This is a genomic window from Pedobacter sp. 05L430, from assembly GCF_056397585.1.
Genome location: NZ_JBFTNT010000025.1, coordinates 43,820 through 58,457, shown reverse-complemented (window position 1 = coordinate 58,457; position 14,638 = coordinate 43,820). Strand labels below are relative to the sequence as shown.

Sequence of the window (14,638 nt, the reverse complement as noted above, 5' to 3'; positions counted from 1 at the left end):
GTTTTTACCGTCTATAAAAGGATTATGTATAAAACCTATCAAAAGGAAATCCGCAAGGATCCTGGTAAAGTTGTACACCTGGAGGACCTTAATGAACAATATGTTTCAGTTCATTCTTACGAAGCAATACTGATTGCGAGCCAGGAAGATGAGCAGCTAAAAAAACGCTTGGAGCATGCGCTGAATAAGCTTACTCCAAGGCAAAAAGAAATTGTACAGCTACGTTATTTTGACTGTTTATCGTTCAAAGAAATTTCACACAAAACGGAGCTTACAGAAAGAACGGTTTACAATACCCTTCATAATGCAGTCAACGTTTTGCGTGATTCTCTTCTTTCCATTCTTATTCTTATGATCCTGGGCGATCTCTAAATTTTTAACCTGATATTTCTTTTTTCCAGCAAACCTGTAACTGATACAATTAGCAAGGCATAAATCAATGATTTAAATAAGCCTGGCACCCCTGTGCGCATGACCTCCGGTAACTGCGAAAGTCCGAGTAGTCCAATTAATGCATAATGGATATAGGGTATCAAATAACAGGTAAGTGTGCTGGTACCGGCCGGTTTAATGTAGTTATACCAGCTCGCCACTTTTCGGATATCACTGATGTACACCATTACTAAAAACCCAAGAATTCCTATACCCGAGCAGATGGCCGTCCACGATGGTGTTGCCCTGATCTTAGAGATTCCCCAAACAGGGCGTGTAAGCAAACCAAATCCAATAAGTAGAACAGCAAACAGAACCATCAATATCCAGAATTTCTTATTTGCTGAACTAAGGTTTCGATACGCAATGGAAGTAATGATGCCTGCCATACTAAATGCAGGCATTGACCCATCCCCTGCGATMCAAACGTACTTTTTTATGCTTTCTATTGGCCCCAGCCAGTCGAGAAATGAGGCACTGCTAAAAAGCATAAAAAAAACAAGGGCAAGCACCTGAATCACGGGTTTTCCGGCCGAGAAAAGATAAACACAGGAAGCAATGAAGTAAGCCCAGCCAATTAACCCAAGTATACCCCACCAATGAATACCCATAGCTGTTATTCCATTGCCGGTTTCTGTTTTATAGAGGGCGGCCAATATAGCCAATAGTAAAACTCCCCCAGCCCTTAACAGTTTTACGGTTAATGACTCAGGGTTTTTATAGGCCATCCATATCAGAAAAAAGGCGGCTACCAATAAAATCATCCAGACATCCTTAGGCAAAATTGCATTATCTGCATAGCTTTCTGAATTGACAAGGAACAAGCCCATTACCAACAGTGCTATCGTTCTTGCTACAATATGAAAAAATACTGTGGTGTTTGTATCGCCCTTTTTGCTTCTGCTCTCTATTGCATAGGGCACAGATAAGCCTACGATAAATAAAAAAGCGGGAAATACAACATCGGCAAGCCCCATACCATCGGCATCGGCCGAAACATGTTCAAGCCAACCCGGAATGTCAATTAAGGTCCACAGATCGTTTACAAAAATCATCAATATCATCACTATTGCCCTGAAGGCATCGATAGAAATCAGTCTGGATAATGTTACCCCTGGCTTAGCTGTCATTTGAGTATCTTGCTTAATGTATTCATTAAGGAATTTTCGCCCACTGCATCATAGTCGCCTGCCCAAAGATACGCTCCTTTAAAGCCTTTTTCTTTTATGTAATTGGCTTTTTGAGTTACCAGCGGAATTCCATTGAAATATACACCTTTAGCTTCAACAGCTGTAAATTCTTTTTGAGCAGCCGTTGGGTCTTTTACTAATATGTCTTTAAACTGCATATAATCATAAGATCCCCAGCTCAGGTTATTACCGTCTCCATCTAATTCAAGATACCTTACACCAAAAGCTGGTATTCCTAGCACAATTTTGTTAGCAGGGAAACCTTTATTTCGCCAGATGGTTGCGCCATCATTCATAAAACTAAGTGATGACTGCTGTCCTAAAGGAGCTCCCGGGCCTACGTGTGCACCATCCTCAAATGCGTGAACATTTATCCAATCTGCTTTAGAAAGATCAGTATATTCCCAATGCATATAGTTTGTGGTTACCGTGGCGGTAACAATGCTTCCAACTGGTAATGCCGCCTTTAACTCTGATACGAAAGGGCCAACGGATTGAGCACTTTTAGCAGAGATATCGTAAACGTCGTTACTTAGGTCTGTCATCATGACATCTATTCCGTCCAGCTTTCTGTTTACAACATATTGAGTAAGGGCTTGTACCAGATGAGCTCTTTTTGCTGCATCGCTGATCACCAAACCAAAATCTGTACTGTTGTATAACGACCATCCATCTACTCCCGACAGTCGGCCAGTAACACCCAGCAGCACCGGAACGCCATTCATATGGCCCCGGGCAACAAGTTCATCTATGTTTTGATTCTGGTTTCCCTTCGAAAAATCAACCTCTCCATCGGGAAGCACCCTTGCCCCGCTAAAAGCCACATGGGAAACATTGGCCCAGGTAACATTGGCCGAAACCCCGTTTTCAGAAAGATAAGGCATATTTACAAATGGGCTAACTTTTGGTGTATAAGTGGATGGGCTAACCAGAACCTTAGATAGGCGTGTGGCAGTCTGTCCATTAAATGTGGCTTCCAGTTTAATTTCAAATTCACCTCCTGCCGTGGGGGTAAATGTAAAGGCAGTATCTGTTGAAACCTCTTTACCATCTACCTTCCAGCTTAATTTTGTTTTAGCTCCGGGAGCCGGGGAAAATAGCAGGCGGTTATAAACGGCCGATTGCCCTTCCTGTATAATTCTGGATGGCGACTGAAATACCAATCCCTGGTCGAAGATCCGGGGATGAAAATCTCCGCCAACCTCATCATTGTCTTTTTTACACCCGAGCATAAATATCAGCAGGGGAAATATAAGGTATACTATTTTTTTCATCTGAATATCTTTATTATTTTAAATAATTTCTCTTATTGGATTAAGGTATTTATGGCCGACAAAAGTGATTTATCTCCTGTTGCATCTCCCAGCAATTGCCAGATCATGATGCCTCCTGCTTTTTTATTCAAAGCAAAGCCGACCTTTTTCTTTATGGTTGGTAATCCGTTATAATAGATCGTTCCCTTATTGGGCACTACAACAAAATCAACAAGCTCTGAGCCTGGAAATCCTGTTACAATATCGCCATAAGAATAGCTCTCCTGAATTGAGGGGCCAAAACCATATCCATAAAATGGCAAGCCAAGTGTAAGCTTATTTGCAGGCACGCTTCTGGAAGTGTTCCAATAAGCAAAGTCTGTTTCTGCCGCTTCATAGGTTGAATGGGGGCCCGGTTTTTCTTTATTCCACGGACCCGTCTGGTCATAAGACATGATGTTAACCAGATCGAACAAAGCCAGTGCCTTATCTGATATTGCATTTCCGTTCCAGGTTGCTACTGCCGCTGTTAGTAGTTTTTTATGCGGCTTTAAGGCGCTCGACAATTCAACAATCAACCCTTCATAGTTCAAATCAATAAAGTCTCCTTCCAGGTCAACATCTACCCCGTCAAAATTATAGGTATTGGTTAGCTTAACCAGTTCCTTAATCAATTCAGCACGTTTAGCTGGTTTGATCAGTTCCTTTAAATGTTGCGGGGCATTCCCTCCTCCAATGGAGAACAAAACCTTTACCTTATTGTCATGTGCCCTTTTTATGGCTGCCGTTAAACCTGCAGATGGACTAAACAATCCATTGGCATCCGGATTTAAAAAAGCAATGTTCAAATGTGTGATCTTGCTGAAGTCCAGCTTTGCTGATTCCGCATCCAGGTCGCCGCTTCCAAATATATATCCAACAACATAAAACCCTTTATCTTTTTTGTCTGGCATACTCTGATCTGTTGCTTTTGATTTGGCACAGGACACTAATGCAAACAAGCAAATGATTTGTATAAAAATTCTTGACTTTCTCATCGTATGAAAATTAGGTTTAACATTATGGTTTATCCCACCAAACCCTGTTGGTCCAGGTATTACCACCAGGCCCAATTGCAGCCACCGCAGCAGCAGCATTCACTGCATTTTGCTCCAGTTCAAAAATTGGATATTCAAATCTTCTTGGCGTGGTTTGAACGGATGAGTCGTAATTAGTAGATGAAGCTAAGGCAGGAAAGCCTGTTCTTCTCCAGTTTGCGTAAGCTTCCGGTCCGTTTAAAAGCAATGCAATCCACAGCTGTTTGTTGATCATCTCAATTTCCCTTCCCGGAATCAGGTTGTTCCCTTTTATGAAATTGCTGATGTCTGTTGAGCTGATAGAAGGCCCGCCCGGGAAAAGGCTTAACTGCGAAATTGCAGCTTCAATACCTTTTGCATAATGTTCTGCAGCTGTGCCACCAAAAGTTGCGCCCCATCTTACTGTTGCTTCGGCAAGTAGCAATTCAACTTCGGCATAAGTCTGGTGAAGAAAAGGGGCATTGTTACGAATGAGGAAATTAGCTAGCTGCGCTTTTTGATCGTTGTTAACGGCCTCAGTTGGCCCAACACCTGGTATGTCAATGGTGATCGGATTCATCCAGCCATCCCAAATGTACTCATTAGGAGGTACCCCGTTATAACCAATCTGCGCTTTAACCTGATCTGTGATGTCTGTGCGTTCAAAAGGTCTGTTCACAATGTCAATATAATACCTCACCATATGTGAAAGACGAGGGTCGTTAGTACTTCTCAGTTGTTCTATGAAAGGGTCCTGAACACGAGGAATAACCTCAGACTGACAAAAAGCTGCAGACACGCCATTTCCTCTAATATCTATATAGCTGTTTTGTACATCCTGATGAACTATTTTACACATCTCCGCATTGCTGGTAAAAACACCCGCCGCAAATGCAGCCTGAGCTTCCGTTTTTGCTTTATCAGGATTAATCTTTACCAAACGCATGGCATACCTTAGCCTAAGCGAATTGGCGAATTTTTTCCATGAAGCAATTCCACCATTATAGAAAAGATCGCCTTTCACGGCATCCTTAGAAGCATCAAGTTGGGCCGAGGCCTCGGCAAGTTCTTTAAAAAAGTCGTTGTAGATTTCTTCCTGTTTATCAAACTTGGGTTGTACTATTCCATCTGTAAATGCTTTTCCCGCTTCAAAATATGGGATATCTCCATACACATCTGTTATTCTGGCAAATTCATACACCTTCATAATACGACAGATGGCATTCAGATTCGTTTTTAAAGGATCGTTTTTAGTCCGGTTCACCGCATCTACAATATTTACCACATCATTGTTGTACGTGTTATTCCATAAAGAGGAAAGGTAGTTTCGGTCGTATACGTAGAACTGGCCATTTCTATTCAGCCAGATTCCTCCAATTTGCTGTACAAGAGGCATTGTAAATACAAGACCCAGCTTTTCATTTACTTCCAGATCTCCTGAGAAGCGTAGTTGAACGTTTGTGAGCTGTAAAGAAGGATCAAGATTGCTTGATCTGGTAGGATCAATATTTACATCCCCAAATTTTTTACAGGCACTGAGCATCAATACCATTATGGCAAGTACGAATGCGTATTTTTTTAAATTCGTTTTCATGTTTATCTCCCTTGATGAATCTCTTAAAACTTAAAGTTTAAATTAAAGCCCCAGCTGCGTCTGGTTGGCAAAGAGCCGTACTCCAGACCCTGTCCGTTTCCATTATTGTAATTAGAATCAGGATCTACATTTGGTACATCGCTGAAAAGAATAAATGGATTTCGGCTTACCAGCGCTACCTGTATATTTCTAACTCCCCATTTAGCAGAGATTCTTTCAGGAATGGTATACCCCAAGGTGATCTCACGCATTTTAACATAAGTTCCAGAGTAGATATAAGGTCTGGCTACACCACCGCTTGATACGATCTGTGGCCAGTAAACTGAAGGATCAACGGCTTTTGTGTTTTTAACAAAGTTTCCATTCTCGTCTTTCACTACACCTTCAGGAACTAAGCCCCTCACCTTTCCTATTGCCTTCCATTGGTCAAGTGTGTAACCCTGGGCCTGTCTTTCTTCTTCCGATGCAATCCATTCTTCACGTCCGGCAAGTGTAGTGTTTAAACTACCACGACTGGCGGCAAAAAGATTAGTCATTGAAAACAGGTCTGACCCGAACTTCACATCGATAAGTGCACTTAAACTAAAGTTTTTGAAATAAACCGTATTGCTAACACCACCTGTCCAATCGTAAATTCCTTTACCAACTACTTGTCTTTCGTCGCTTTGCAGAGGCAAAAGTGTAGTAGGGTCAAGTATCACATTTCCATTGGGATCTTTCTGATAGTCGAACGACAAGATAGAGCCATAGTTTTCACCTGGTTTTGCTATTACCGCAACCCCCATCCATCTCGCCTCCGATAGGGTTAAAAAAGGAACACCATCGGCCAGAGATTCAACTTTATTGACATTACGGGCGAAATTAAAGCTCACATCCCATTTAAAATCTTTCTTGGCAACCGGACTTGCAGTAAGCAGTACCTCGATCCCTTTATTTGAAACCACTCCTGCATTGATCATCCTTGTAGAAAAACCTGAGGAGAAAGGACTTGGAACATTATTGATCTGATCTCTTGATCTTTGGTTGTAATAAGTAACATCAAGTCCAATTCTGTTTTCAAAGAACTTTAGTTCCGTACCTATTTCCCAGGAGCGTGTACGGGTTGGCAACAGATTGGCATTTGGCATTCTGGCCGTATTCAATCCTCCATAAGACATTCCGTTAAAAGACAATGGATTTACCGAATAGTATAGGTCCAGTAAATAAGGATCGGTATCACTAGCCACCTCAGAAATTGCCGCTCTTAATTTACCCATCGTTAAGACTTTCTTACTTAATTTAAAGGCATCAGAGAAGACAAAACTTGAAGACAGTGATGGATAAACATAGTCTTTATTCAATGTAGAATAAGCATCATTTCTAACTGTTGCATCCAGGTACAGATAACCTTTATAGCCTACACTAAGCAGTGCATAAACAGAGTTTAAGTTCTTTTTATACGGCACAGGGATAATACTTTTATCGGTAAAACTTGTAGGGGTAATTGCATCAGGAACAGTAAGATTTGTGAACTGCATAAAGTCTGCATTGTTGTGTACCCTCGAAATACTACCCCCTAAACGGGCGGCCAGATAAAGAGAAGGTGTAACCTGTTTTTGCCCGGTAATTAATACATCGGCCTCTGTAGTTACGTGCTTTCTGTTGATCTGATCCAGCGCTCCGGTTACTACACCCGGTGTAGTTCTTGGACTGAATTTTTCAAAATTGATATAGGTAAGGTCTGTTGATCCGCGACCTTGAATACTTAACCAATCGGTGATTTCATAGTTTAATTGCAGGGCACCTAACAGACGATTCTTTTTGGTTGTGTTCTTCATTTCGTTAATTACCCAATATGGATTTAAACGATACTGACCACCACCCCATTCGATATAAGAACCATCTGGGTTTTTATAAGTTTCTGCAAACCATGCCTGATCTACATTATTTGCAAGTCCTATAAAAGCATTTCCAATATTCCCCGGATCATCAGCCAAAGCAGGACGATTATTTACATTTTCGTCCATGTAAAAAGCCCTGGCTTCGAGAGAGAGCTTAGAACCAAATTTTGATGTACCATTAAAAGTAAATGAATTTCTTCTAATGCCACTTTCAGGAATGATGTCGTTATTTCTAAGATCAGTAGCAGAAAATCTGACAGATGATTTTTCATTGGCGTTACTGAAGGAAACATTATTGGTAAATGTAGTACCGGTTCTGAAAAAGCCACCAATATTGTCGCCAATCTTTTGGTAAGGCCTATACACATCGTCGTACGATACCACCATTAAATCAGGATCCAGTCTGGCACCAAAGTTATTAAACATTGATGTTCTTGCCTGTAAAGAGGAGGTATTGATGGTCTGATTACGGCCTTGACCATATAAGTACTGGTACCCATCGAAGGAAGTAAGCTGATTCTCAAATGATGCAGTACTGTTTACTTCTATACCAAGGTCAGAAGTGCCTTTACCCCGTTTCGTTGTGATCAAAATAACTCCATTGGCGGCTCTTGCACCGTACAAAGCCGATGCAGAGGGACCTTTTAATACGCTGATTTTATCAATGTCGTCCGGATTTATTGCAGATATTGCATCTCCGAAATCATATCCCTGAGCATACATCTCAGATCCTGTACCTCCGTAATTCGAGTTATCTATTGGAACCCCATCTACCACATACAAAGGCTGGTTATTGCCCGTAACTGTGGTATTACCACGAATGATCACTCTGGAAGATCCGGCAGGCCCACCTGCTGTACTGTTAATGATAAGACCTGCTACCTTTCCAGCTAAAGAGTTAATTACGTTTGTTTCTCTTGCTTTTTTTAATCCCTCGCCATTTACCTCAGAAACCGCATACCCCAAAGATCTTTCTTCTCTTTTGATACCCAGTGCGGTAACAACTGTTTCTTTCAGTTCAAGCGATTCCTCTTTCAGCACCACAGTTATATTTTTCTGTGATTCACTGGCAACAATGCCGGTTTGCTGAAAGCCCATCATCCGGAACCTGATGATGTCGCCTTTATTGGCTGCAATAGAAAACTTCCCGTTCTCATTAGTTGAAACTGTTTTGTTAGCCGTGGCATTAATCACAGAAACTCCGGGAATCGGGATGTTTTTTTCATCGGTAACCGTTCCGGTTATGGTAAATTCAATTTTTACAACCACCGGCTTGTAAGATTGGATCATTATCGTTTGTCCGTTGATCTGATATTTGATACTCACCTTTTTTGAAATGGCATCCAGAACGTCGTTAATTTTCTGTTTTTCGATATTCAGATCAAACCTTGCGTTTACATTTAAATCGAGTGGGTTGTAAGAAAAGTGCACTTGTCCCTGACTTTCTATTTGTTTAAAAGCATCCAGGATGGTGGTGTTTTTCCATTTAAATGAGTACAATTTATCTTTGGACTGTGCATATGCGGACGTTGACAGGATTAGAACAACGCATAAGCTTATTTTAAATAAAAGCCCATAAAAGAAATAATAGGTTGGTAAGTTTTTTTTCATATTGTTTGGTTTGGTTAGGTTGTTGCGGTTTAGAATGCCAGTGTTACAGTATCATTTTTTATAGTGTAAGTAAAGTGGTTAGCGAATCCGATGGCATTAAGCACATCAGTAAGATTTTCATTTTTAAATTGACCGGTAAAAGCGATTGGCTTTTTAGGTTGTTTTTCTGTTCTGATTTCAACTCCATAGATCTCCTTTAAAACCGATTTAATATCTTTTAAAGAAGCCATTGAGAATACGAGTTTTCTTTCTGCCCAGTTCTCTACTTTTTCCAGCTCAAAGTTTGATTTTGTAAATTTATTTTGAGTCTCCACAATCTCAACCTGCTCTCCGGGAATCAGGTCAACTTTGTTTATTATTTTTTGATGATTAACAGTTCCAACACTAACCTTACCAGTGGTGAGCATTACAGAGGTAGAAGTATGCATTTTGTAATTGTTGATTTTAAAAGAGGTGCCCAGGGCTGTGGTGGCTGTTTTGCCTGAAACTACAATGAAAGGTTTGTCTTTATTTTTAGCAACGCTAAAATGAGCCTCTCCATCCATCCATAAAACCCGGTTATTTTCGTTGTAATTGTCGTCTATCTTTAGTGTTGTTAAGCTATTCATCAACACAGTACTTCCATCTGACAGCCTTATAGATTTACGTTCGTTATATCCTGTTTTTATAGTGGCTTTGGTGCTAAGTTCATTGTAGACAGGAATGGTTGTGCTATAATCCTTCCTATTCAACAGTGCATAGGCGCCTATAGCAATTAAAATTGCTGCTGCCGATGAGAACCAAAGCGTCCGGCTTTTTAAACGAATCGTTTTCGCAGGTATCTGTTCAGACTCTAATGTCTGTAAGTGTTCAATAGAAGATTTAAGTTTGGATAATTCCTGCTCCTTTTCCTGAGGATCAATTTTTACAGAAAGTAAAAAGAAAAGCGATTCGGCCTGGTGTATTTTTGTCGAAAGTTCCGGGTACCGGATAAGGATGTTTTCCCAGAATGCAATATCCTGATGGTTATCGCGCAAACAATATTTAACAAAACTTTCGTCGGTTAGAAAGTCCTCAATAGTATATAAAGAATAATCCATTTTTATCGCCTATAATTGATTTATAAGCACAAGTGCGGGACTATTCCATTTTTTACCAAAAGAATTTTAAAAATTAACACAAACAACTGATGATGAGTGCATTAATTTTAACAAGGATAATTCTATTGAATTATCCTTACTCCTTTAGGGGCATTTATATCCGTTTTAATTTTACCGTTAGCCAGTTTAGTATGTTTAATTTTTAAAACACCATAAGGTGTAGKGTATGTACCTTCTACAAACTTTAAATCACCTAAATGCGGTTCTATTTTAATTGCTTTACAACCCGCTTCCACTACTTTAACACCTAAAACATGTTCAGTTAACCATGCTGTTGGCCCCGAGGCCCATCCATGGCATAAGCTATGTCTGAAACCTACATAACAGTATGCTCCATAATCGCCATGTACGTCTTTTTTACCTTCTGGTACTAACTCATCTATGCGGGAAGCATTCGCTATCCAGTCCATATTAAAATCTTCCCAGAAAGTGGTGGCTCCTAAGTCGAGCATTGCACCCCAGTACTGACGGATTACATCAATAGCACCTTGATGGTCCCCTGCTTTAGCTTTTGCCTCGAGCATATAGTAGCCATAAAAAGTAGAGAAATTTGCTGCACCACCAACTGAAAGTACATCTTTATTGGCTTTCTCTGCAGGCATTAAACCAGTAATGGCAAGCAAAGCTGCCGCTTGTTTTGAACCATTAGGATCGGGTATATATTTGCGCATCCTGGCCACCGTTTTGTTGCATAAATCAGCGGTTTCTTTATCGCCTACAAGGTTACTTATTTTGGATGCCGTAGCCAATGACCAAACCGTCATGGCCTGCAAGCCTGCATGAATTCCCTTAGGATTTTCGCTTGATGGCCAGTCCAGAAAACGCGTCCCATCCAGTTTTTCCTGATTATCATCACCAACTTTTGCTACTATTTGCTTTACCAATCCATTTAAATACTGCTTCTGTTGTTTCAGGTAATTTAAATCTCCGTTCTGCATATACCAATCGTAATGAAGAATAATCCACCACATAGAATAAGTACTTATCCCATTCATCCAACCTGGTAAAGGAGTAGTTTCCTTTGATAAATCTAAACTTTTAGGAAATATAAGGAATATCACGATAGGTAAAAATTGCACGTACTTCTTTCAATTGCAGTTCTGCATTTTCCTCTTCAAGGTCTATGCGCACAAAGCGAAATCCGCTTTCCGCCAATTGGATTCGGCCCAACCAGGGAGCCAATGTGGTAAAATCCCTGATAGCATGATCATTGGTTGCACCCTTTGGACCACCAACGTCAGACATGGCTTCGCTTGCCGATTCACCATAACGCACACGTATTTTAAGGGGAACATTTTTTGGCCCCCACATGCCGGTTACAATCTCCAATCCACCCTGCAGTTCTTTACCAAAATCCAGTAATATAGATGCTTTTTTACCTGAGCCATCATTTTTCAAGATCGCCATGTTACGATTGGCCAGATCGGCCTGACTAATTCCCGGTTTCAACAATTGCTCAATGTTGTTAACCTGGCCTTCTTTCCATAAAATCTTTACAGGAGAAATATATTGTCTGGTTAAAGGACTAATATTATCAGCTTTAGCAGAACTACTTAGTTTCTTGCCTGGCTGTGCATGTGTACTAGCGGCTATTAAACAAATGGCAAAAAGAGGATATAAGAATTTTTGTAACATGTTTTTAATTTATAATGATCTGTTTAGATTTTCTCTGTTTTAATAATATGGTTACCTGATGTAAGCTCAAAAGATCTGAAACCATCCTTTAAACCTAAGTCCTTAATGTGGTTTGACTTATCAGTTACATTTTTTGTCTCATTTTCCTGTAGCTGAAGTATAGCCGTACAATTAGGAGGTACGTTTATGTTCATGGTGAGCTGATTACCTGTACGTTTCCATGCCGTTTTGATTAAACCTGCAGGCGATTCTATATTGGCTTTGGCCCATTCCATTTGCGTGGCTGTTAACAGTGGGGGGCGAACGATAAAGCGTTGAAATCCGGGTGCCTGCGGATCGCGTTTTATACCAGCAACTCCGTCAATATACCAGGCACCCGGATACAGGTATGAGCTATGTAATAGAGAATGTCCAGGCAGGTCTTTTTCCCACATTTCCCAAATGGTTGTTGCACCATTGGCTTTCATGTAGCCCCAGCTCGGATAATCAGTCTGCGAGGTCATGGCATAAATAAGGTCATCGCGTCCGGCGTCTCTTAATACTTTAAAGAGCATTGCTCCGCCTGTTATCCCTACATTGATGTGCCCTTTATGAACCACCAGAATCTCATTTTCAAGCCGCTTCATGATTAATGGTTTCAAGTCTTGAGGCATTACCTCACCCAATAAGGCCGCAGCAAGATTAGACATTGATTTATCAGAATAACTATGATCATCTGCATTGTAAAATTTAGCGTGAATTGCTGCGCTTGATACATCTGCTTGTTTTTCCCACTGTTGTGCTTCTTTATCTTTATGAAGTACGCGAGCAATTTTAGCAGCCGTACGCAGGTTAAATATTCTATAGCAATTGTTTAAGAAAACGGTTTGGGGTTTATTGTTATTCATCCCTTCGGCTGTGGCTCCAGGCCATAACCAATCACCCAAAAAATCCCATGATCCGCCAAAGCGAACCAACATATCATCTTTAGTATTCAGATCCAAAAATGAAAGCCAGCCTTTGATCATTTCAAAATTCTTATCAAGCACCCTTTTGTCGCCTTCATGCTGATAAATAAACCAGGGCAAAGAGACTACTATACCGCCCCATGCAGGGCCACCGCCCCCCATGTAAGTAGGTGCAGTATGTGGCAGAACACCATTATTCATGATGCGACCACTCATTATGCTTTTGCGGGCAAAGTTTTCGTCGTACATGTTTCCTACCAGAGATTCAGTTCCTTGTACATCTCTCCAGTCTTCCATCCATTTGGTATAGAAAGCAGCCATATGATAATTGAACATTCCTGTTTCGCAAGTTGCATGTGCATCGCCTCCATAGCCCAGTCTTTCACGCTGAGGGCAGTCTACAATATACCCTCCTATTGAGAGATTTTGAAAGGTCCATTTTATGGTATTATATGTCCAGTTTTGCAAAGGGTCTGAACATTCAAAAGTGGTAGCTTCTTTGTAATTTGTACGTACCATCCAACCACGGATATCATTAAGTGAGGGCTTACTTTTTAAACCCTTAATAGTAACCCAGCGACCTGAGCTATAATTAAATCGATTATGAAAAGTTCCCTGTCCTGTTTTACCAATAACAAAAGCGCTGTGGTTGCTGAAAGTGATATCGGATTGTTCCCTTTCCGAGAATAAAAATTTCACAGTATCCCCTTGCTTACCTTTTACTTTAATTTCTGTCCACCCGGCAAAGTTGACACCCATATCAACCCGGTATGTCCCATCATTTCTTTCTACAATTCCAATTGGCTTTATTTCATCAAAAACACGGTTAGGCTCTATTTTTTGAGCAGAGAGGACTAGCTTAGGCTGATAGGTTATTGCCTTATCCCATGTTGTTTCATCACAGGCGGTAGTGTTCCAGTTTGCAACTTCTTTATTTGCATCCCAAATCTCTCCTCCCATTCTGTTAGAATCCCACACGCCTAATAATTTATTTGGGCTCTTGTGGGTTTTCCAGCTTTCATCTGTGCTTATTACCAATTCAGGTTTTGATAGCGGTGTAGTGTTTTTATTGGCATAAATTGCGGCCTGAGCAATTACAATTGGGGTATTTGGCCGGTCTTTTACGATGTAGGGTCCAAAAATAGACCATGATGTTCCTAACCAGATGGTGATTACGTTTTTACCTGCTTTAAGTTCCGGCGCAATATCGTAGGCCACGTAACGCGCCCTTTTCATATGGTCTGTTACACTTGGCGCCATAACATCGTTGCCTATTTTTTTACCGTTTACGTATATTTCATGGAAACCTACAGAGGCTACAAATATGTTTGCCTTTCCGGGTTTTGTTTTAAGTGTAAAGGTTTTTCGAAGCCATGGATCGGAGATGTTACAATCTTGCTGGGCAGGATCAAAAATCTGATCTGTGCCAATCCATTTTGCTTTCCAATCTGTTGGTTTAAGTAAACCCGTAGTCCATTGAGCGGCTTTACTCCAAGGCGAGATTTTGCCTTTCTCGTCTTTAACCGAGACTTTCCAAAAATAGTTTTTATCAGATACAAACGGCCTTCCTTTGTAGGTTATCTGCTGCATCTGCGATGAACTTACCCAACCGGAATCCCATATATCACCTTTGTTAAGTTTAAGTCCGCCTTCTGTTGATGCAACTAAAATCCGGTAAGCAGTTTGCTTTTGTCCAAAAGCAGCGGTATCGGTTGCGGTAAGTGTCCAGCTTAAACGGGGTTGTAATTCATCCAGACCCTTTGGGTTGATCAGATATTCACATCTCGTATTTCCCGGAACAACGGAACTGGTTACATCGGTTATTTTGGCGGCGAAGGCGGTCCCCGATAAACACAGAAATAGCAATGCAATAAATATATTTTTAGTTCGTCTCATTGGTTA

The 14,638-nt window shown here is 40.8% G+C and carries 10 protein-coding genes; 1 reads left to right on the top strand and 9 read right to left on the bottom strand.

Annotated features, from left to right (window positions below):
- Positions 1-372 (top strand): RNA polymerase sigma factor (locus AC1DG9_RS07105; RefSeq protein ID WP_477634456.1); only part of this gene is annotated, 372 nt, incomplete at its 5' end.
- Here the strand turns inward: AC1DG9_RS07105 and AC1DG9_RS07100 are convergent.
- The 9 genes from AC1DG9_RS07100 to AC1DG9_RS07060 all read right to left on the bottom strand — a co-directional run bounded on the left by AC1DG9_RS07100 (position 369) and on the right by AC1DG9_RS07060 (position 14,632).
- Positions 369-1,562, bottom strand: a complete 1,194-nt coding sequence (locus AC1DG9_RS07100; protein ID WP_477634455.1) for a DUF5009 domain-containing protein — start codon at positions 1,560-1,562, stop codon at positions 369-371. The two genes, AC1DG9_RS07105 and AC1DG9_RS07100, sit on opposite strands and share 4 nt — an antisense overlap.
- Entirely contained in the window at positions 1,559-2,896 is a 1,338-nt protein-coding gene (locus AC1DG9_RS07095) for a glycosyl hydrolase family 18 protein (RefSeq protein WP_337715879.1), read from the bottom strand. Before AC1DG9_RS07095 ends, AC1DG9_RS07100 begins: the two co-directional genes overlap by 4 nt.
- 32 nt (positions 2,897-2,928) lie before the next feature.
- A complete protein-coding gene (locus AC1DG9_RS07090; protein WP_337715881.1) occupies positions 2,929-3,912 on the bottom strand; it encodes a glycosyl hydrolase family 18 protein in 984 nt (327 codons plus the stop codon).
- Positions 3,913-3,934: 22 nt separating this feature from the next.
- Entirely contained in the window at positions 3,935-5,524 is a 1,590-nt protein-coding gene (locus AC1DG9_RS07085; protein WP_337715883.1) for a SusD/RagB family nutrient-binding outer membrane lipoprotein, read from the bottom strand.
- Between the two features lie 23 nt (positions 5,525-5,547).
- A complete protein-coding gene (locus AC1DG9_RS07080; RefSeq protein ID WP_337715885.1) occupies positions 5,548-9,015 on the bottom strand; it encodes a SusC/RagA family TonB-linked outer membrane protein in 3,468 nt (1,155 codons plus the stop codon).
- A 29-nt stretch (positions 9,016-9,044) separates the two neighbouring features.
- The gene (locus tag AC1DG9_RS07075) at positions 9,045-10,094 is read right to left on the bottom strand and encodes a FecR family protein (protein ID WP_337715887.1); all 1,050 of its coding nucleotides are present in this window, start codon (positions 10,092-10,094) and stop codon (positions 9,045-9,047) included.
- Positions 10,095-10,216: 122 nt separating this feature from the next.
- On the bottom strand, positions 10,217-11,215 hold the full coding sequence (locus AC1DG9_RS07070) for an alpha-L-rhamnosidase-related protein (RefSeq protein WP_477634454.1): 999 nt from the start codon (positions 11,213-11,215) through the stop codon (positions 10,217-10,219).
- Positions 11,193-11,789 (bottom strand): hypothetical protein, encoded by a 597-nt coding sequence (locus AC1DG9_RS07065; protein ID WP_477634453.1) that lies wholly within the window; start codon positions 11,787-11,789, stop codon positions 11,193-11,195. The genes AC1DG9_RS07070 and AC1DG9_RS07065 overlap by 23 nt, the downstream gene beginning before the upstream one ends.
- A 23-nt stretch (positions 11,790-11,812) precedes the next feature.
- Entirely contained in the window at positions 11,813-14,632 is a 2,820-nt protein-coding gene (locus AC1DG9_RS07060; protein WP_337715890.1) for a family 78 glycoside hydrolase catalytic domain, read from the bottom strand.
- Between the last annotated feature and the right edge of the window lie 6 nt (positions 14,633-14,638).

Excerpts from the sequence above, each read along its gene's own strand:
- AC1DG9_RS07065 (WP_477634453.1), bottom strand. The coding sequence starts at position 11,789 with ATGTTACAAAAATTCTTATATCCTCTTTTTGCCATTTGTTTAATAGCC.
- AC1DG9_RS07090 (WP_337715881.1), bottom strand. The coding sequence starts at position 3,912 with ATGAGAAAGTCAAGAATTTTTATACAAATCATTTGCTTGTTTGCATTA.
- AC1DG9_RS07095 (WP_337715879.1), bottom strand. The coding sequence starts at position 2,896 with ATGAAAAAAATAGTATACCTTATATTTCCCCTGCTGATATTTATGCTC.
- AC1DG9_RS07080 (WP_337715885.1), bottom strand. The coding sequence starts at position 9,015 with ATGAAAAAAAACTTACCAACCTATTATTTCTTTTATGGGCTTTTATTT.
- AC1DG9_RS07060 (WP_337715890.1), bottom strand. The coding sequence starts at position 14,632 with ATGAGACGAACTAAAAATATATTTATTGCATTGCTATTTCTGTGTTTA.
- AC1DG9_RS07075 (WP_337715887.1), bottom strand. The coding sequence starts at position 10,094 with ATGGATTATTCTTTATATACTATTGAGGACTTTCTAACCGACGAAAGT.
- AC1DG9_RS07085 (WP_337715883.1), bottom strand. The coding sequence starts at position 5,524 with ATGAAAACGAATTTAAAAAAATACGCATTCGTACTTGCCATAATGGTA.